This is a genomic window from Pseudomonas sp. NFACC45, from assembly GCF_900113505.1.
GTDB classification, from domain to species: domain Bacteria; phylum Pseudomonadota; class Gammaproteobacteria; order Pseudomonadales; family Pseudomonadaceae; genus Aquipseudomonas; species Aquipseudomonas tehranensis.
The window spans coordinates 86,693-106,863 of the sequence record NZ_FOPO01000009.1 but is presented as its reverse complement, the minus strand read 5'-3'; the positions used below and the strand labels follow the sequence as shown (position 1 = coordinate 106,863).

The following is a 20,171-nucleotide window of genomic DNA, read 5'->3' as shown; positions in this document are numbered from 1 at the left end:
CATGCAGTTCGAAACGCTAGACATTATTGCCCCCGGCCTGATCGACGAACCCTGGAATGAAGCCGCCGTGTTGGGCTCCGCCACGTGGCTGTGGATGCACTCCAAAGCCCATCGCGATGCACCACTGCATAGCCTGCCGACGCTGTTGTTGCCCGCTCTCAAGCATCGTCAGTTCGTGCTTGGCAGTGAGCACGGTAAGCCCGTGTTCTACCTGTCCTGGCTCAACTTCGACGAGGCCGCCGAGCGACGTTATTTGCAGCAGTCGCCGCTGGCCCTGACTGAAGCCGACTGGAACTGTGGCGAGCGCCTCTGGTTCAACGACTGGGTTGCGCCTTTTGGCCACACGGCGGCATTGAGCCGGTTGCTACAGCGCCACCTGTTCACCAATCGTTGCGCCCGTGCCCTCTATCACCGCGGCGACGAGCGCGGCCTGCGGGTCAAGACATTCCAAGGGATCGGCGTCATCCCTGAACAGGCCAAGGCCTGGTTTGCCGCTCATCCGCTGGCAACTGCACCGTAACCCCAACCTCTGGACTTGCGGACAGTCACCGCAAATGGAATTGCAATGAACAGACATTTGTACCGAATCGTTTTCAACAGGGCCCGCGGACTGCTGATGGTGGTGGCGGAAAATGTCACGGGCCAGGTCAAGGCACCGGGAACCCGTTCCGGCCAGATCGCCGGTGCGCCGCAGTGCACGGCGACGCTCGGGGCATTGCGCTTTGCGCTGATGGCAGCGATCGGGCTGGTGTCCTTGAGCGTAGCGCCGGTCTGGGCCGGCACCATCGTCGCCGACCCCGGTGCTCCGGCCGGTCAACGCCCTATGGTGATCGAAAGCGCCAACGGCACCCCGCAGGTGAACATCCGTGCGCCCAGCGCCGCCGGTGTTTCGCGTAACACCTACAAGCAGTTCGACGTCGACAACCGTGGCGTGATCCTCAACAACGCTGCAGCCAACAGTCAGACGAAGCTGGGCGGCTGGATTGAAGGCAATCCCATGTTGGGCAATGGTGGTGCACGTGTGATCCTCAACGAGGTCAACGCCAGCAATCCCAGTCAGTTACGTGGCTACGTCGAAGTCGCCGGCCAACGCGCCGAAGTGGTGATCGCCAACCCGTCCGGTATCACCTGCAACGGTTGCGGCTTTATCAACGCCGACCGGGCCACCCTCAGCACCGGTCGGGCGCAGTTGGAGAACGGTCGCATCACCGGTTACACCGTGCAGGGCGGCACCATCAATATCGAAGGCAAAGGCCTGGATGCCCGCGAGACCGACTACACGGACCTGATTGCTCGCTCGGTGCAGGTCAACGCCGGGGTGTGGGCCAACGACTTGAAGGTCACCGCCGGACGTAATCAGGTCAATGCCGACAACACCCAGGCCACGCCGCTGCCAGGCACCGAGGAAGACAAACCCACCGTTGCCATCGACGTTGCCAAGCTCGGCGGCATGTACGCCGGGAAAATCATGCTGGTGGGCACCGAATCCGGTGTCGGTGTGCGCAACGCCGGGCAGATCGGCGCCATGGCTGGCGAGGTGGTGATCAGCGCCGACGGAAAGTTGCAAAACCAGGGCGCGATCAGCAGCGCAGCGGCGACCCAAATCACTGCCGGCAGTGTTGAAAACAGTGGCACGCTCTACGCCAAGGGCGACTTGGGCCTCGATAGCGTCGGTGACATCGACAACAGCGGCACCGTTGCCAGCCAGACCCACACGACGCTGACCGCCAAGAACATTCGCAGCACCACGGCCTCGAGCCTGGCAGCGGGCGTCGATGCGGACGGCAAGCTGGGCAGCAGCGGCAACCTCACGCTCAAGGCTTCCACGATCAAGGCGCAAGGTCAGAACGTCGCCGCTGGCGATGTGAGCGTCGAGGCTGCTGATCTGGACCTGAGCAGCAGCCAGACCCGAGGTCGCAATGTCACCCTGACCGCCAGCGGCGGCGACGCCAACCTCAGCGGCAGTCAAGTCGATGCGAGCCAGGTGTTGACCGCCAAAGCGACCAAGACCCTGCGCACCGATGCGGCCAAGGTCAACGCCGGTAATCTGCAATTGAGCGCCCGCGATGTTTCCAATGTCGGCGGTGAGCTGGTGCAGACCGGCACCGCCGACACGTCGATCAAGGCCGCCGCCACGCTCGACAACAGTCGTGGGCGAATCGCTTCCAATGCCGGGAACCTGAAGCTTGAAGCCAATCGCCTCGACAACAGCAACGGCAAGGTCGAGCACGCCGGCAAAGGCATCCTGGACATCCAGGCCGACCAGTTGGCCGGCAGCAAAGGCACTTTAGCGAGTAATGGCAAGCTGAGCGTCAAGGCCCGCGAGGCGGTGGTCGATGATGGCCTGACCCAAGGCCAACAGATCACGCTCGACACCACGACCTTGTCCAACCAACGCGGACGCATTATCCAGACCGGCACGCAGCCCTTACAGGTCACTGCCCGTGAACGTTTCGACAATCAGGCCGGGCAAGTCAGCGCTCCCGCGGCGGTGGTCCTGAAGGTCGGTACGTTGAACAACCAGGGCGGCAAAGTCCTCGCCACCAATAACGGTGCCTTGACCGTCACGGCTGACAACGAGATCAACAACGGCGGTGGGACGCTGGCCGCCGGCGGTGCGACAAAGGTCAGCGGCGAGGCGCTGGATAACACCCAAGGCACGGTGAGTGCCGGCGGTGAGCTGCACGCCGAGTTCGACCGCTTGAACAATATCGGCGGCACGCTCGCTGCTACCCAGCGCATGGAGATTATCGCTGGGCAGTTGAACAACACCAATGGCGTGCTGGGCTCGGTGAAGTCCGGCTTGCTGGTCAGTGTCTCGGCCGATGCATTGAACAACAGCGGCGGGCGCCTTGAAGCGCTGGGCGATATCGAGCTGTCGGCCCAGGGCCTGAATAACCAGGGCGGGGTCATCAGTGGCCAGGCCCTGGACCTGGACAGCCACGGTCTGCTGATGGACAACAGCCAGGGCACGCTCAATGCCGGTGCGACACTCGACCTGCGCAGTGGTGAGCTGCGCAACGCGGCGGGCCTGATCCAGGCCAAGGGCAAGCTGTTCATCGACACCGGCAGCCAGGCGCTGAACAACATTCAATCGGGCACCACCCAAGGCATCAGTGGGCAGGGTGACGTGCAGATCCACACTGCCAACTTCAACAACAGTAGCGGCTTCCTCGGGGCCAAGGGCGCTCTGGTTCTGAAGACCACCGACCTGGGCAACAGCAGCGGTGGCCAGATCATTGGTGAGAAAACCGTAAGCGTCGAAGGCGCCCGGCTGGATAACCGTGGCGGCCAGCTCCAAGGCCTCGGCGATGTCGACCTGATACTGGCTGATACGCTCAATAATCAGGGCGGATTGATACGCAGCGCGGGAACACTGAAGGTGAGCGCCAACGTGCTTGATAACAGTGCCACCCAAGGCGTCAATCAGGGCCTTGAAGGTCGTGCCATCAGCCTGGCAGTCGACACCTTCGGCAACCAGAGCGGTGCTGTGCGCGCCGACCAAGGCCTGTCCATTGGCGTCAGCCAGACGCTGGACAACCAGAGTGGACTGATCTCGTCAGGGGCCGGCCTGACCATCACTGATCGCGACCCGACGCAACGGCGCCAGGCGGTGCACAACCTCGACGGTACCTTGCTTGCTGGCAGTCTGTTATCCCTCAACGCGGCCTATTACAGCGGTTCCGGCCGCGCCCTGAGCCTTGGCGACCTGACGTTCAGCCTGCAAAGTGGCTTGGACCTGAGTGGACAGATCCAGGCCAATAACAAGATCGACCTGAGCACCGAGGGCGCTTTCAACAACAGCGGAAAACTGTTGGCAGGCAATCTCCTGCTGGTGCGCTCGCAGACGCTGGACAACGCCGCCAACGGCGAGATCAACGCCGGTCAGGTTCGCCTGATCGTCAACGACAGCCTGACCAACCGAGGCCTGATCGACGGTCAGCAAGTGCGTGTGCAAGCGCTGTCGCTCAACAACCTGGGCACCGGGCGTCTGTACGGTGATCGATTGGCGATCGCCACCTCGGCACTGAGCAACCGCGATGAGAACGGACTCGCCGCGACTATCGCCGCCCGCGAGTCGCTCGACATCGGCGCTGGCACCCTGGACAACCGCGAACAGGCGCTGATCTTCAGCGCCGGCAACCTGGCCATCGGCGGTGCGCTGGACGCCAACGACAAAGCCCAGAATCGCGCTCAGTTGCTGACCAACGCCAGTGCGACCATCGAGGCCCTCGGCGACCTGTCGCTGAACGTGCAGAGTGTGCGCAACACCAACGAACACTTCAGTACCCAGGAGGTGGAGGTCAGCCGCACCGCCCTGCAAGAGTTCCAGCTCACCGGTTCGTCGAACCGCTATCAGGGCGATCAGATCTCCTTGAGCCACGACGAGGTTCTTTACCTGAACACCCCGGAGGGGCGGCGGGACAACTGGAACCGCTACGACTACACCCGCGTGGTGCGCGAAACCCAGATCGCCACCTCGGCGCCGGCACAGATCCTGTCTGGCGGGACGATGCAGATCAGTGCAGATGATGTGCTCAACGACAAGAGCCGGATCATTGCCGGTGGACTGTTGCAGGCCGACATCGTCAGCCTGACCAACACCGAATTGTCCGGCCAGCGCACCACTTCCGACAGCGGCACCGCCAGCCACTTCTTTCGCATGCAGCGCAAGGGCCGCGACAGGCAGGGAACCACCGTCACGGCCTACACGCCAGCACCTTTGATTCAGGACATCTCCCTGCAGCCCACCGTGTTTGCCCAGAATACCGCCGGCAACGGAAGCGGCACCCAGATCAGCGCCCGCGCGACTCAGAGTGTCAGTGATCAAATCACTGGCACGGGGGCAGTCAGCGCCCCGGTCGGCAGAACCCATCAAGTGGCGCCCATCGTTCAGGTCGCCGCGCAAACCACACTGAACACCAAAGGCGTCGCCGAGCAGATTCGCAGCGGTGGGCCGTCCCTTGAACTGCCGAACAACAGCCTGTTCAACACCACGCCTCAGAACAGCAACGGCTACCTGATCGAAACCGACCCGCGTTTCGCCAGCTATCGCACCTGGTTGTCTTCGGACTACATGCTGCAACGCCTGCAAGTCGACCCGGCACTGACCCAGCAACGTTTGGGGGACGGGTTCTACGAGCAGAAGCTGATTCGTGAACAGATCGCGCAACTCACCGGTCGCCGCTTCCTCGATGGCTACGCCAATGACGAAATGCAGTACCGGGCGCTGATCGACAACGCCGTCACCGTCGCCAGCCAGTGGCAATTGGTCCCCGGTGTGGCCCTGACCTCCGAGCAGATGGCGCAGTTGACCAGCGACATCGTCTGGCTGGTGCAAAAGCAGGTCACCCTCGCCAACGGTGAAACCCGCAACGTGCTGGTGCCGCAAGTGTACGTACGGGTTCAGGAAGGCGACCTCAATGGCTCCGGTGCTCTGATTGCCGGGCAACAACTGAACCTGAACATCGCCGGCGACCTGATCAACAGCGGCAGCCTGGCCGGGCGCAGCGTCATGGCGATCACGGCGCAGAACATCGAAAACCTCGGTGGCCGGATCCAGGCCGACAAGGCCTCGCTCACTGCACGGGAAAACCTCAACAACCTCGGCGGCCTGATCGGTGCCGTGGACAGCCTGTCGCTCAAGGCCGGGCAAGACATCAACGTCGTCTCCAGCACTCGAGACAGCAGCAGTGATCAAGGCACCCGCACCAACCTGTCACGGGTGGCCGGGCTGTTTGTCAGCGGCGCCCAGGGCACGATGGGCGTCAGTGCCGGCAAGGACCTGAACCTCACCGGCGCCCAAGTCGTCAACGCCGGCAAGGGCGGCAGCACATCGCTGGAGGCGGGCAATAACATCAATCTTGCCACCGTTGGCGAGGCCCATCAGCAGTCGTTGACTTGGGACAGCAGCAACTGGCGCAAGGACGAAAGCCGGACCGAAGCGGGTTCGCTGGTACAGGGGCAGGGCGACGTGCGTCTGAGCGCGGGCCAGGACCTCAACACGCGGGCTGCTCGCGTGACCAGCGAGCAAGGAGCGGTGTTTGCCGAGGCCAAGCGTGACGTCAACCTGAGCACTGGCCAGAACTACCAATTTGCCGACGAAGCGCACAAGGTCAAAGGCAGCAGCGGGTGGCTCTCCAGCAAAACCACCACGACCCGCGACACTGTCAGTCAGACCCAGGCCGAAGGCACCACCCTGAGTGGCGAGCAGACCTATGTACAGGCCGGTCGCGACATCAATCTGAAGGGCAGCAATGTAGTGTCCACCAGCCAGACCGTTCTGGTGGCGGACAACAACGTCAACATTGAAGCGGCCACCGACAGCAGCAACGAACGCCACGACAAGTCGGTGAAGAAAAGCGGTCTGTTCAGCGGCGGTGGCATCGCCGTCACCATGGGCAGCCAGCAACAAAGCGTCAAAGACCTCACCACGCAACACACGGCGGTGGCGAGCACCGTCGGCTCGACCACTGGCGATGTACTGATCGAAGCCGGCAAGGGCTATCGTCAGGTCGGCAGCCAGGTATCGGCCCCGCAAGGCAACATCGACGTCACGGCGCAGACCCTCGACATCGTCGAAGCGCGCAACACCAGTCAGCGCGAACGTGAAACGCTGTTCAAACAGACCGGGTTCACCCTGACCGTGACCAACCCGGTGATCAGCGCCATCCAGACCAACCAGCAGATGAAACAGGCGTCGGAAAAAACCGACGACGGGCGCATGAAAGCGCTGGCCGCTGCCACCGCCGTGCTGGCAACCCACAACGCCGCCACCGCCGTGGCGATGGATCCCGGCGCTGCGGGCGGTATCAACATCAGCCTGTCGCTGGGCACCAAGAAGAACGAAAGCACGACCACCTATGTCAGCGACAGCGCCGCCAGTTCGACCATGCTCGCCGGTAACGACATCCGCCTGCGGGCCACGGGGGCCGGCGCCGCCAGTGACATCACCATACAAGGCAGCGATATCAAGGCCGGACGCAACGCCAGCCTGCTGGCAGACGGTGACATCAATCTGCTTGCGGCGCGCAACACGGACAAACAGGACACCGACAGCAAAGGCACCAGCGCCAGCATCGGTATCGGCTTCTCCATTGGCGCTCGTAACGGCTTCACGCTGGACCTGGGCGCGTCCGGCAGCCGTGGCCAGGCGGACGGCGATGGACTCACCCACACCAACACCCACGTCGAGGCGGGTAACCAGTTGCTGTTGTCATCCGGCGGCGACACTAATCTCAAAGGCGCGGTGGCCAGCGGAAAACAAGTGTTGGCCGATATCGGCGGCGACCTGAACATCGAAAGCCTGCAAGACACCAACACCTACGAGGTCGATGAACAGAGCCTGGGCGTTGGCATCAGCCTGTGCATTCCGCCGTTCTGCTATGGTCTGAGTACGATCAGTGGCGCCAGCGGCAGCTTCGGCGCCACGGATATCGACTCCAACTACGCCAGCGTCACCGAGCAATCGGGCATCAAGGCCGGGGACGATGGTTTCGATATTCGTGTCGGTGGCAACACCGACCTGGTCGGCGGCGTCATCGCCAGCAGCGACAAGGCCGTGCAGGACGGCAAAAATCGCCTGGTCACCGCCAGCCTCACCAGCCGCGACATCAAGAACAAAGCCGAGTACGACGCCAGCACTGTCAGCGTCGGCGGCGGTTATCGGGAAGTCGGCAAGGACCAGCAGGGCAACGCCCAGACCGGCGCTCAGCAAACCCCAGGCACCGACCTGCCGAAGAATGAAAATGAGTTCGGCGCCACGATGCCGATCGCCATCAGCGCCAGCGATGACGCCAGCAGCGTCACCCGCAGCGGCATCAGTGGTGGCACGATTGTCATCAGCAACGACGCCGAGCAACAGAAACGCACCGGCCAGAATGGCGAACAAACCGTCGCCAGCCTCAACCGCGACGTGTCCAGCGACCGTGACACCAGCAACGCGCTCAAGCCGATTTTCGACGAAGACGAAATCCGTGCCGGTTTCGAGATCGTAGGGGCGTTCGCCAATGAAGCCAGCACCTTGCTCGCCAACAAGGCCAAGGAAGTCGACCGCAAGCGCCAACAGGCCGAGGAGGCCGAGACCAAGGCGCTGGATCCCAAGGCCCCACTGACCGACACCGAACGCCTGGCGCTGCTCAACAGCTCCCGGCAGTTGAAGGCGCAAGCCCGAGACATCGCCGACAACTGGGGCGCGGGCGGTACCTACCGCCAGATCACCACCGCGCTGGTGGGCGCGGCCAGCGGCAACATCAGCGGCAGCAACGGCGCCTTCGTTCAGGGGCTGGTGGTCAATTACGTGCAACAGCGGGGCGCCGGCTACATCGGCGATCTCGTCGCAGACGGCAAACTCACCGAAGGCTCGCCACTGCACGCCGCCCTGCACGGCATCGTCGCCTGCGCAGGTGCCGCCGCCAGCAGCCAGAGCTGCGGCAGCGGTGCGGCAGGCGCGGCGGCGTCGAGCCTGCTCACCGGCCTGTTCTCCGAAGCCAGCCCCGATGAAAGCGAAGCCCAGCGCGAAGCCAAGCGTAACCTGATTGTCAGCATCGTCACTGGGCTGGCGGCCAACAGCGCTTCAGTGGACGCCACCACCGCCAACACCGCAGCGGGCGCAGCGGTGGACAACAACTGGCTGGCGACTCAGCAATTGGTTCAGGCGGAGAAGGAGTACAGCGAGGCTGATCTGGTGGGCAAAACTAAGGTGGTTGCCAAGTGGGCGTACATCTACCAAAAACAAGAAGTCCTGACCCGATTCGGCATCGGCAAGGGCCTGGCGCAGGCGGGTTGGAGCGACGTTGAAGGGTTGGCGCAATTCCTCCTTAATCCGGTTGAAGGGATCAAAGGTATCAAAGCATTGATCGACGACCCCGAGGCCCGCCAGAAACTAGGCGACAACCTGATCAATGACGCCAACGCCAAAATCGTGCGCATTCAAGACGCCTTGGAACACGGCGGCGACGACCGTGCCGTGCAACTGGGCCAGGATATTGGCGAATTGGTCTGGCAAGTCGGCACCATCGTCACGGGCGTGGGGACGGCGGCCAAGGGCGGCGTGACCCTGGCGAAAGCCGGGATCAAGGTGGGGGCCGAAGGGCTTGAAAAGATGGCCGATATGGCCAAAATTGCCAAAGCTGAAGCGTCGGCTGGTAAGCCGATGAACTGGAGCAGTGTAGAGGGGGCGTATAGCGGAAAGCTTGAGGGGGGGTATGGCCCTGGCACGACCACTTTTAATGGGAAGGTTGTTGAGAATCCTGGGGAGTACAGTGTTGGAGGAAAAGGCGCAGGTCCAACTCTAGAGCGAGGTCTTGCCTATGACAACCCATCGAGCCTTATCCAAAATCGTGTAAGTGAAATTCAGTCACAAATACCTGCGAACTCTCAAGGTCGAATAACTATGGGGGTTGCTGTGGTAGAGGATGCGAATGGTGTTCGCTCTGTTCTAATCAGTACAAGTGAACCTCGTGGCTATCTTCGTCCTGGAGTGAGCTTGCAAGAAGGTGAAAAAATAGTTGTTGGAACTGGTCACGCAGAAGCAGATATTGTCAATTATGCCAACGCTAACGGACTAAAAGTTGTTGATATTGGTGCCACGCGGCCTGTCTGTGTATCATGTCAGAATGTGATTGAGCCGACAGGGGCCAATGTGTCAACACCATTAAAACCACCGCCAAAGGTTAAGCAATGATTATGCGTTTAGAGATGGTTGAGAAAAACCTTGTCGAAAAGCTAAAAGTCGCCAGTGAAGAGCAGCGACGAAATGCGGTAAAAGTAGCCTGTGAGCTTGCTTTTCAGGCCTGTCCAGTAGACGTGCCTATTGTTGTTGAATCCCTTAGGGAACTATGTCTTGGTAATAAGCTTACGACTGAACAGGTTTCTGGGCTAGATGATTTGGCTGCGCAGTTAGACGAGCGGTATTTTGACTTGCAAGACAGTATGGAAGAGGGGCAGAACTTAGATGTAAGAGTCCTTCAGATATTTAGCCAGGCACGCGCTGTATCGGCGCTGTCCTTAGCCGGTGGAGATGATTCGCTTATGGCAGCGGCTGAAGCAATATATGAGGCATCATCAGCGGTTGATGATGGGGCTAATATTTTTAAATCCGTACTTTCGGTCTTGCCAGAGTCTTAATTGGTAGATGTTTTTACTTTGGCTGATACCCGGCGCACGTTTGTTTCGGTACTGTCAGTATTGCTGCGCTCTACATATACCATTTTTGTTATCTGCGGGAAAAGGGACCAGGAAAAGGGGGCAGATGTATTTGATTGCTTTGGTCTTAAATAAATCTGTCCTCTTCGTCTCTCTTTTCTGGGAGGTATCTGATGCGTAACGATAGCGATATTTATAATGATATTGTCGCGATTTTATTCGATGTCGCTCCAAAGGGGGCGTGTAAGGTTGTGATGCGCGCGCAGTTAGCGCAGGAGTTGGACAGCTGCGAGTATGAATATGACTTCGTGGATGAGCAAGGTAACGTGTCCTGGTTTACTGCTGGAGGGCGTGCAAATACGGATATTTTGAAGCTGTTGGTGGAACTCCGACATTGGTATTTTCAGAATAAGCTAACGGCAGGTATGTCTGTTTGGAGTGGCTGTGAAGTGACAATTGACTTGGTTGAGGGGGAAATTGGGATTGAGTTTGTATATCCGCAATGAAGACGACTTCTGTACGGAAAGTTGTGAGTCTTAAGTTTTTAGGAGGGGTAGGTCATAATAGGAAAAGTTGAATTTATTGTTTAGGTAAAGAGAGGGAAGTATTTAATTGCTTGGTTTCTAATTATATTTTTCCTCTTTTTGCCAGGTTGTTGGGGGGTGTTAAATGATTCGGGCTCCACTGGGAGACTCCCGTTATTGGTCGGAATGGGTGGAGTATGGTGATGAACGTATCGTAAAAGCGTCCGAGACCGCGCGTACACCTGCGGGCGATCCCGACTATGCACCACAGTACGTCTTTATCATCGCCCAGAACCACTGGCACCAGATGCTAAGTCGCTACTCTGCCGGATGTCCTATTGCCGACCTGTCGCGTTATTTCCCTGGGTTACTCGATGCCTGGGAGAAGGCTGAGCGGCTCGGCGCGTCAGTCTGGACTCCGGAGCAGCAAATCACCCGCCACAGTTGGCGCGTCAACTACGATCATTACATTGTCTGTTTTTGGTTGGTCGGCTTGGGGTTGGCGCTGGAAATACCCGATGATCAATGGCAAAGGCTGCTAGTCCTTATCGGCAACGAAGGCGAGGACGTGCTGCTCGACCGAATAATCGCGAGTCGCAGCCCTGAACGCAAAACGGGTTCGGTGCTTCTTTACCCAAAACCCTACGCTCGGTTGCTGGCGGCGGTAGACGCTCCGGCGGATTCGCAAGCATCGCTGTTGAATGCATTCGTCAAACATTGGTACATGGAGGCGCGTACCGGTGCCAAGTCCGGCTCTGATCCTCAGGCCGTGAGTTACAGACATCCCTATTGGTACACCTACGGCGATGAAAACTTCGACGGCGGCGCCTATTTCGGTCGTTGGTGCGTGGAGGCGGTGGCGGCGGTCAAGGCTTTTGATATGGACGATTCACAGTGTTTGGGGCTTGAGCATTACCCAGGGGACTTATTGAGGCCCAACGGCCCGAGTACGCACCCGGTAACGCGGCCAGAAGCCGAGCGGTCTGCAACAGTGGTTGCGGAGAGTAAAGTTGGATTTTGGGCGAGGTTGTTGGGACGTCGTTAGCTGCCCCGAAGCGGGCGACCCACAAGTCGCCCGTTTTCTTCATTCCCCCGCCTGGGCCCGCAACCGTCTCCCCAGCACATCCATGACATCACACCCATCGCGCAGCGATATCGTCAGCATTTTGCAAAAGTCGGAAAGCACCAGCGTGTCAGAGCTGACCTCCGAGCGAAACGCGATGTTTTCCAGCAGTTGAGTCACGGTGCGGATGCGGTAATCGGCGGTCTCGAAGAGGACGTCAAGCGGGGCTTCGGTGTCGATTAGCAGGGTAGCGGGGATGCAGTCGATGCCAGTGATGGGCATGTATCGATTCATGAGTTGTAACCTCGTTATTAAGTGAGAGCTACCAACTAATCGTCGCCAAACGAATGGTGGCAGCTGTACGCAGGTTGGCGAACCGGAACGAGGTACCGGCAGACCCGGAGATCTCCCGCGTACAACTGCCATTGTGGTGGCAGTATCGCTGATGCAGGGACGCCTGCAAATAAGCAGATCGCTCTCGCACCTCGTTGCCGAGTCGCCAAACCCGAGTCGCCATCTGGGCGACAAGCGGACTATAAGTCCCACCCCTCAATACACCTAGACACTGGTTTCCGAGGTTTGAGTAGGAATTTGTGACAGCGCCTGTAAGTCCGGACTCGAAGCCGCGAATGTGCGCGAACGGATGCAGCGCAATCGCAGATTTCAGGGCTGCTGCGCAGTCCAGCGGGGATAAATCCCCTCGCCACAGGTTCTGTGCCCGGCAGGTAGCCGATAGGTCCCGGAACCTGTCCGCACAATCCCTTAACGGAACGCCCTTTCCTGCCGATATCCTGATGAGCCCGTTTTCTCCGGCGTTTCGGCGCGCAGAAATGGCTCGCAATGTGCGCCACGACACAGCCACACCAAGCGGTTCGGAAAACCCCTTGATCGTGAGGTGCTGCTGGCTATCATCTGCGCGCCACACCGGGCGGTGACACGGCGTTTCGTTGTTTTGCCATTGGGTGCATCTTTTTACTTGCCTGGACATCCTCGATGCTGGCGTACCACCAAAAAAGTTTTCTGATCGTCGATGATTTCTCGGATTTCCGCAGTTCCGTCCGGTCCATGTTGCGTGAGTTGGGCGTCAAGGACGTGGACACCGCTGACACCGGTGAAGTGGCGCTGCGCATGTGCTCGCAGAAGCGCTATGACTTTATTTTGCAGGACTATCACCTGGGCGACGGCCGCAAGAACGGTCAGCAGGTGCTGGAAGACCTGATGGTCGAGAAGCTGATCAGCCATGAAAGTGTGTTTCTCATGGTGACGGCTGAAAGCAGTCAGGCGATGGTGCTCAGTGCCCTGGAGCATGAGCCCGATGCGTACCTGACCAAGCCGTTCAATCGCTCGGGGCTGGCTCAGCGGCTGGAACGGCTGGAGCAGCGCAAGACCCTGCTCAAACCGATCCTGCAAGCCCTGGATCGTGGCAAGCCGATGGAGGTGCTTAACGCCTGTATCGCCCTGTGCAAGCAGGATCCGCGCTATGGCCCGCTGTGCCTGCGTTATCGGGCCGATGCGCTGCGCGACCTGAATCAGAATGAAGCCCTTGAGCGCCTGTACAACACCATCCTGGCTGACCGTCCTTTGCCGTGGGCCTATGCCGGGCTGGGGAAGTTGTTGTTCAAGCGTGGCCAGGTCAGGCAGGCCAAAGAGGTTTATGAAAAGGCCCTGAAAGTATTCCCGATGATGCCGGCGTTGTATGACGGCATGGCTGAAGTGTTGGTGGCCGAAGGCGATACGAAGCAGGCTCAGCAGGTGCTGGAAGAGGCGGTTCGCCTGTCGCCGCTGGCGGTGCGCCGGCAGTCGCTGCTGGGCAAGCTGGCGATGACCAACGAAGATTTCGAGACGGCGTCCAAGGCCTATCGGCAGGCGGTCGGGCAGGGCGCGCAGTCGCGCTTCAAGGACCCGGAAAGCAACCTGGGCCTGGCCCATGCGCTGATCAGCAAGGGCAGCGAGAAAGGCCTGGATACCCGCACCCGGCTGGAAATCAACACCACCCTCAGCGCGGTGGCGAAGGAAAATATCAACGACCCTGGGTTGCAGGTGCGTGCGCGGTTGATGAAGGCCACCAGCCTGTTGCTCAACGATGCCGAAACCGCCGAAAAGCTCACCGAGCAGGCCTTGCAGCGTCTGGACGGCATGGAGCAGTTCATGAGCGCCGAGGCCGCGTTGCTGGTGGCCAAGCAGTTGCAAATGCTCGGTCAGACCAGCGCTGGCGAGTCGATGCTCAAGAACTGTGCGGAGATCTATGGCGATGATCCGACGGTGATGCAAGGCATCGCCAAGCTGACCGACGACCCGAACATCCTCAATCAAGGCAATGCCGCCGCCGAGCTGAACCGCGAAGGTGTGCGCGTGTACAAGACTGGTGCGTTGCCGGAGGCGCGAGAGCTGTTCCGGCGAGCCCTGAAGATGCAACCGAAGAACATCAGTATTGCTTTGAACATGGCGCAGTCACTGTTGCATGGCACCGATACCAGCGTGGAGTCGGAACTGCTGCAGGAATGCCGCGCCTGCCTGAAACTGGTGGGCATGATGCCCGACACCGATGCGCGTTTTGCGCGTTATCAGAAACTGCGAAGCAAGGCATTTGGCGATGAATGACAGCGAACAGGCTCTCGATTTTTCCACGGTGATCGCATCTACCGTGCACGACATGAAAAACTCCCTGACCTTGCTCATGCAGGCTCATACCCAATGGCTTGAGCGTTTGCCCGACACTGAGCGGCAGACGTCGGAGCAGGGCGTCATGGAGTTCGAGTTCGCTCACCTCAATGGCCTGCTGGTGCAGTTGCTGGGGTTGTACAAGCTGGGGGTCAACCAGCTGCCGCTGCACCCGGCCTATCACGAGCTGGATGACTTTATCGAGGCGCAACTGGCCGGCCATCAGGACGTGTTCCGCAGTCGCGGGATCATGGTCACTTACGACGTCGACCCCCTCAGCCCCTTGGGTTTTTTCGATCGTGAGCTGATTGCCTCAGTGCTCGATAACAGCATCAACAATGCCATCCGCCACGCGCGTCAGGCGTTGCTGATCAGTGCGAGCGACGAGGCCGGGCAACTGGTGCTGACCATCAATGACGACGGCGAAGGCTACCCGGCCGAGATGATCGAGCGTCAGGCCGAGTATGTGCAGGGCATCAATCACAGCAGCGGCAGCACCGGGCTGGGCTTGTACTTCGCCGCGCGGATTGCCGGGTTGCATCAGCGTGGCGGCCAGTGCGGACGTACCGAGATTGCCAATGGCGGCACGTTGGGCGGGGGCGTGTTCCGGATTTATCTGCCCTGAGCCTGCTCGGCACTCATAAATCTGTCGACACAACCCCCTGTGGGAGCGAGCCTGCTCGCGATAGCGGTGTATCAGTCAACTCAGCATTGGCTGACCCGACGCCATCGCGAGCAGGCTCGCTCCCACCCAGTATTCCAGGGCTTGTTGTTTATTGTCTTGGGCCGCTTGATATTCCGAACACCCGAAGCCTATTTTGTACGGGTTGCCGTTCGCGGCTCGCACATTACAAGGATTGCGTCATGACGACCGATGGCCAGTGTTCACTCGCGCAGCGACTGACGGGCATTGATGAGATTGAGTGTGTCACCCCGGATTTGAATGGCGTGCCACGAGGCAAGGTGATGACCGCCGAGGGCTTCCTCGAGGGCCGACGGTTGCAGATGGCGCGGGGTGTGCTGTTGCAATGCATCATGGGCGGTTATCCGCCGGCGCGTTTTTATGGCAGCGACGACGGCGATCTGGCGCTGGTGGCCGACCCGAAACAGATCCACCGCCTGCCCTGGAGCGAACAGCCGCGAGCCTTGGCGATTTGCGACGCCGATGAGCTGACCGGGGAAAGCTCGCGGCTCTCCACGCGCGGCCAGCTCAAGCGCGTTGTTGCCCGTTATGCAGCCCTTGGCCTGGCCCCCGTGGTGGCGACCGAGCTGGAATTTTTTGTGTTTGCGCCCAACCCGGACCCGACCCAACCGTTCCAGCCGCCCGTGGGCCTGGACGGACGGCGTGAAGACGGTCATTCGGCGTTCAGCATCAGTTCCAATAATGGCCTGCGCCCGTTCTTCAAAGAGGTCTATGCCTGCATGGCGGCGCTGGGCTTGCCCCGCGACACCTTCATGCATGAAATGGGCGTGAGCCAGTTCGAGATCAACCTGCTGCACGGCGACCCTTTGTTACTGGCCGACCAGACGTTCCTGTTCAAGCACTTGCTCAAGGAAGTGGCGCTCAAGCACGGCCTGACCGTGGTCTGCATGGCCAAGCCCCTGGCCCATACACCGGGCAGTTCGATGCATATTCACCAGAGCGTCGTCGAGCTGGACAGCGGCCGTAATGTGTTCAGCGACGAAGCGGGCGAGCCGACGGCGGCATTCCGGCATTTCATCGGCGGGCAACAGGCCGGCATGGCGGATTTCACGGCGCTGTTTGCGCCGAACGTGAACTCCTACCAGCGCCTGTGTCACCCGTTTGCGTCACCGAACAATGCCTGTTGGTCCCATGACAATCGTTCGGCCGGGTTGCGCATTCCCGCCAGTTCGCCAGCGGCCCGTCGGGTCGAGAATCGCTTGCCGGGGGCCGATGCCAACCCGTACCTGGCGATTGCCGCGAGCCTTGCCGCGGGGCTTTATGGCATTGAAAACCGCCTCGAGCCAAGCGCCGCGATCCAGGGCGAATTCCAGGTGCCGGACAATCTTTCGCTGCCATGTACCTTGCATGCCGCCCTGGAACGTCTGAAGCGTAGTCATCTGGCGAAGGAACTGTTCGGTACGGAGTTCATCGAAGGCTACATCGCTTCGAAGACTATGGAACTGACCAGCTTCTTTGATGAAATTACTCCCTGGGAGCGGCGTGTTCTAGCGGCCCAGGCATAACCAAACGTCGCATTCGGGCTATCTTCAAAATAGCCCATACTCATCTCAAGGAGCCGCTCGGAACGCCGATGCGCCAAATCTGGAAACCTTTTCGAGCGCTGTATTTCGCCTCGCTGATGATGTTGATCGGCTCGGGCCTGCTGAGTACCTACCTGGCCTTGCGCCTGGCTGCCGACAATGTCGACAGCCTGTGGGTCGGTGCACTGATGGCCGCCAACTATTTCGGCCTGGTGCTGGGCGGCAAGATCGGCCACCGGCTGATCGCCCGCGTCGGGCACATCCGGGCTTATTCGGCCTGCGCCGGGATCGTCGGTGCGGCGGTGCTGGGCCACGGTTTGGTGGATTGGCTGCCGGCCTGGATCGTGCTGCGGGTGATCGTCGGCCTGGGCATGATGTGTCAGTACATGGTGATCGAGAGCTGGCTCAACGAGCAGGCCGATGCCAAGCAGCGTGGTGTGGTGTTCAGTGGTTACATGATCGCCTCCTACCTGGGTCTGGTGCTGGGCCAGTTGATTCTGGTCATGCACCCGTCCCTGGGGCTTGAGCTGCTGATGCTGGTGGCGCTGTGCTTTGCCTTGTGCCTGGTGCCAGTGACATTGACCCGGCGAATTCACCCGGCGGCGCTGCATCCGGCGCCGATGGAGCCACGCTTTTTCATCAAGCGTGTGCCGCAGTCGTTGAGTACGGTGCTGGGCTCGGGGCTGATCGTCGGCTCGTTCTATGGCCTGGCGCCGCTGTACGCCTCTCAGCAGGGGCTGTCGACCGAGCAGGTGGGGTTGTTCATGGGGAGCTGCATCTTTGCCGGTTTGCTGGTTCAGTGGCCCCTGGGCTGGCTGTCCGATCGATATGACCGGGCGCTGCTGATCCGTTGTTTTGCACTGGTCCTGACGGTGTGTGCGCTGCCGCTGGCGATCCTGCCGACGGTGCCGTTGGAGGTGCTGTTCGTTGCGGGGTTCTTCTGTTCGCTGGTGCAGTTCTGCCTGTATCCGCTGGCGGTGGCATTTTCCAACGACCACGTCGAAGCTGACCGACGGGTATCCCTGACCGCGATGCTGCTGGTGACCTATGGGGTTGGCGCCAGTATCGGACCGCTGGTAGCAGGGGTGCTGATGAAGATGTTCGGCAGCCAGATGCTCTATGCCTTTTTTGCCTTCTTCGCTCTGGTGCTGGTGTGGCGAATCCGGCCGAAGGCGGTGACCAACCTGCATCAGGTCGACGACGCACCGTTGCATCACGTGGCAATGCCGGACAGCATGTCCAGTTCGCCCCTGGTGGCGTGCCTCGATCCCCGGGTGGACGAACAAGTGGTGCAGGAGCAGATGCACGTCGATCCTGTGCCGACGGAAGAACCGGTCGACGAAGAACCCGTCATGGAGGAAGCTGCCGCCGCAGAGGCGAACGACGAGCCGCCGAGCCCCGATTTCACTCAGGCCAGGCCTTGAGTGGGGCGGGGATCAAGGCTTGAGGCAGAGGGGGGCGGAGCGCCGGCTGTGTGGATGATTGCGCTGGACAGGTGGGTCGAGGCGCTCGCCAATCGCGAGCAGGCTCGCTCCCACATTGGATCTGCTGCGAACTCCAGTGTTGTATCCACCGCAGATCAACTGTGGGAGCGAGCCTGCTCGCGAGGAGGTCAGCCCAGACACGGCAACTCTCAGGTCAGAGGTGTGCAAATCAGGCAAAAAAACGGGCAGTCACCGCTAGGGACTGCCCGTTTTTTTACGTGTCGAAAATCAGAGGTCGTCTTTGTCGAAACGACGGGCTTCGCGCTGCAGTTGATACACAAAACGCTCAACCTGCCGTTGCACCAGGCCGCTGATGTTGTGGAAGCGCACGCCGGCGAAGGTGGTGTTGATCCTTTCTTCGAAATGCAGATAGCGCAGTTCGACCGGTGCGGTCATGTTGCCGAAGGGCAATGCCGCGATAAAGCGCTCGTAGACCTGGCCCAGTTGCAGGCGCGCAGTAATGTCACCTTCGAAACGCAACTTGCAGCCTGTGGCGGAAATGTCCAGCAGCTTGCCGTCCACCGGTGACTTGAGTTTGTCGCCGCCCAGCTCGACGTTCACCAGTTGCGCCAGCTTCAGGGCGGCACGGAAGGCGTTGCGGCGTTGGTGGTAAACCACTTCGTCAGGCAAGGCGCCGCGATAGCAGCGACCATCGCTGGACTCATCGATGGTCAAAGGGCCGTTGCCGTCCCACGCGATGCGCACGCCATCATGAAAACCCTCGACACGAAACGGTTCGCCCGCTAGCAGGAAGCGCTCACCGTCCCGGGGGATCATTTCGTCCAGGGCGATGACGTTACGCTCTCGGTCGACGTCGACCAGATAGCTCTGAAAGCGCTGGCTGCGTTCGTGAAAGGTGATGATCAGCGGGTCGTGGCTCTCTTGCAGCATCCGCAGGTTGCCGGAAATTTCCAGGGGCGTGGTAAGGACCTTGGGGGGCTGCGGAGCATCATCCGCGTTTGAGGCATTGAACACGGTGGGTCAATCTCCAGGCAAAATACGACGAGTAGCCAGCATTTTGCCAGCATGTGTCGCGCGTTGATAGAGCGCCGGCACTGTTCGTTTCATGCCTGGCTGAGCGGGCGGTGCTTGACCATCTTGGCGGTCGAACCGCGAGCGTCATAGAGCGTCGGGATTTCACCGCCGTTGAGGATGCGCAACTGGTTGGCGGTGGCGGCCTGCTGAACCTGGATCGACTGTCCGTTGCGAGTGTTGGCAGCCTGGCATTGAGCGAGCAGGTCGTTGAGCACTTCGCTTTGGGCCAACAGTTGATCGCCCACCGACGACTGGCGGGCCAGTTGCTCGAGGCCATCGCGATTGGCGGGCAGGTTGAGGCTGGCGAGGATCTCGCTGCGCTTGCGGCCATGCTGATCAAGCAGAATGATCAATGCCTGTTTCTGCGCCAGGATATTCTCCAGCGACGGCATGTCGCGACCGTGCAATGCCAGGGACTCGGCCTGCAATAGCTCCAGCAATTGTTGCGCCGGGGCAAAGTCGTCGGTGATCAGTTGCAATAAATTCGTGTCGTGCATGGCTGGCCTTGGTTCTTAAGCGTCCAAAAGCCTGGCGCTGGCGGTGGCCTAGCGCTGGGCTTCGAAGTTGAGCAGTTTGCTGGCTACACGGTTGCTGTCGACTTTATAGCTGCCATCGGCGATTGCTGCTTTCAACTCGGCCACGCGGGCGTTGTCGACGACAGGTTGATCGCGCAGCTTGTCAGTGACCTTCTGCAACTGCTGAGCCTCATTGCTGAGGTGTACCGACTCCCCGTTGCTGACAGTGGCGGCTTTTTCGGCCGGCGCGGATTTGTCGGTTTCGACGGTTTCCTTGCTGGCGTTAGGACGCGTGGTGCCTGTTAGCGGTGAGGAGCTGTTTAAACGATTGAAATCGATGACCATGGTAAAAAACCTCTGGGTATTTGGACGCTTGCCATGTTTTCGGCCATCCCCAAAAAAACTTTAGGCTCATTTATTCAATGAACGTGCGCACGTCTGCGCTTGCCTTTGCGTAAGGCACAGTCTAGGGAACACCGTGGGCAAGCGCCAGCTCTCTACCCATTTCCAGCCGATT

At 60.1% G+C, this 20,171-nt stretch carries 13 protein-coding genes; 9 read left to right on the top strand and 4 right to left on the bottom strand.

Going from position 1 to position 20,171, the window contains the following annotated elements; genetic code table 11:
- The first annotated feature begins 1 nt into the window (after position 1).
- The 5 genes from BM132_RS17605 to BM132_RS17585 all read left to right on the top strand — a co-directional run bounded on the left by BM132_RS17605 (position 2) and on the right by BM132_RS17585 (position 11,715).
- Entirely contained in the window at positions 2 to 520 is a 519-nt protein-coding gene (locus BM132_RS17605; protein WP_092457298.1) for a toxin-activating lysine-acyltransferase, read from the top strand.
- 45 nt (positions 521 to 565) lie between these two features.
- Complete coding sequence (locus tag BM132_RS17600; protein ID WP_256244277.1) at positions 566 to 9,685, top strand: two-partner secretion domain-containing protein; 9,120 nt, start codon at positions 566 to 568, stop codon at positions 9,683 to 9,685.
- Positions 9,682 to 10,128 carry a hypothetical protein gene (locus tag BM132_RS17595; protein ID WP_092457295.1) on the top strand — a complete coding sequence of 149 codons (447 nt, stop codon included), beginning with the start codon at positions 9,682 to 9,684 and terminating at the stop codon, positions 10,126 to 10,128. Before BM132_RS17600 ends, BM132_RS17595 begins: the two co-directional genes overlap by 4 nt.
- 191 nt (positions 10,129 to 10,319) lie before the next feature.
- A complete protein-coding gene (locus BM132_RS17590; RefSeq protein WP_092457292.1) occupies positions 10,320 to 10,652 on the top strand; it encodes a hypothetical protein in 333 nt (110 codons plus the stop codon).
- A gap of 163 nt (positions 10,653 to 10,815) precedes the next feature.
- The gene (locus tag BM132_RS17585; RefSeq protein ID WP_092457289.1) at positions 10,816 to 11,715 is read left to right on the top strand and encodes a PoNi-like cognate immunity protein; all 900 of its coding nucleotides are present in this window, start codon (positions 10,816 to 10,818) and stop codon (positions 11,713 to 11,715) included.
- A gap of 39 nt (positions 11,716 to 11,754) precedes the next feature.
- Here BM132_RS17585 and BM132_RS17580 read toward each other — a convergent pair whose 3' ends face one another.
- Positions 11,755 to 12,027 carry a hypothetical protein gene (locus BM132_RS17580; protein WP_092457287.1) on the bottom strand — a complete coding sequence of 91 codons (273 nt, stop codon included), beginning with the start codon at positions 12,025 to 12,027 and terminating at the stop codon, positions 11,755 to 11,757.
- A gap of 699 nt (positions 12,028 to 12,726) precedes the next feature.
- Here BM132_RS17580 and BM132_RS17575 point away from each other — a divergent pair.
- From BM132_RS17575 to BM132_RS17560, 4 genes are all read left to right on the top strand, one after another.
- Positions 12,727 to 14,334: a tetratricopeptide repeat-containing response regulator gene (locus tag BM132_RS17575; protein ID WP_092457284.1), complete on the top strand. Its 1,608-nt coding sequence runs from the start codon at positions 12,727 to 12,729 to the stop codon at positions 14,332 to 14,334.
- A complete protein-coding gene (locus BM132_RS17570) occupies positions 14,327 to 15,019 on the top strand; it encodes a sensor histidine kinase (protein ID WP_092457281.1) in 693 nt (230 codons plus the stop codon). The genes BM132_RS17575 and BM132_RS17570 overlap by 8 nt, the downstream gene beginning before the upstream one ends.
- Before the next feature lie 341 nt (positions 15,020 to 15,360).
- The gene (locus BM132_RS17565) at positions 15,361 to 16,602 is read left to right on the top strand and encodes a glutamine synthetase family protein (RefSeq protein ID WP_177218188.1); all 1,242 of its coding nucleotides are present in this window, start codon (positions 15,361 to 15,363) and stop codon (positions 16,600 to 16,602) included.
- A gap of 68 nt (positions 16,603 to 16,670) precedes the next feature.
- Entirely contained in the window at positions 16,671 to 18,044 is a 1,374-nt protein-coding gene (locus BM132_RS17560; RefSeq protein WP_092457275.1) for an MFS transporter, read from the top strand.
- Positions 18,045 to 18,332: 288 nt separating this feature from the next.
- Here BM132_RS17560 and BM132_RS17555 read toward each other — a convergent pair whose 3' ends face one another.
- The 3 genes from BM132_RS17555 to flgM all read right to left on the bottom strand — a co-directional run bounded on the left by BM132_RS17555 (position 18,333) and on the right by flgM (position 19,999).
- Positions 18,333 to 19,079, bottom strand: a complete 747-nt coding sequence (locus BM132_RS17555) for a flagellar brake protein (protein ID WP_092392919.1) — start codon at positions 19,077 to 19,079, stop codon at positions 18,333 to 18,335.
- Between the two features lie 89 nt (positions 19,080 to 19,168).
- Positions 19,169 to 19,636: a flagella synthesis protein FlgN gene (locus BM132_RS17550; protein ID WP_092457272.1), complete on the bottom strand. Its 468-nt coding sequence runs from the start codon at positions 19,634 to 19,636 to the stop codon at positions 19,169 to 19,171.
- 48 nt (positions 19,637 to 19,684) lie between these two features.
- A complete protein-coding gene (flgM, locus tag BM132_RS17545; RefSeq protein ID WP_092457269.1) occupies positions 19,685 to 19,999 on the bottom strand; it encodes a flagellar biosynthesis anti-sigma factor FlgM in 315 nt (104 codons plus the stop codon).
- Positions 20,000 to 20,171: the final 172 nt, after the last annotated feature.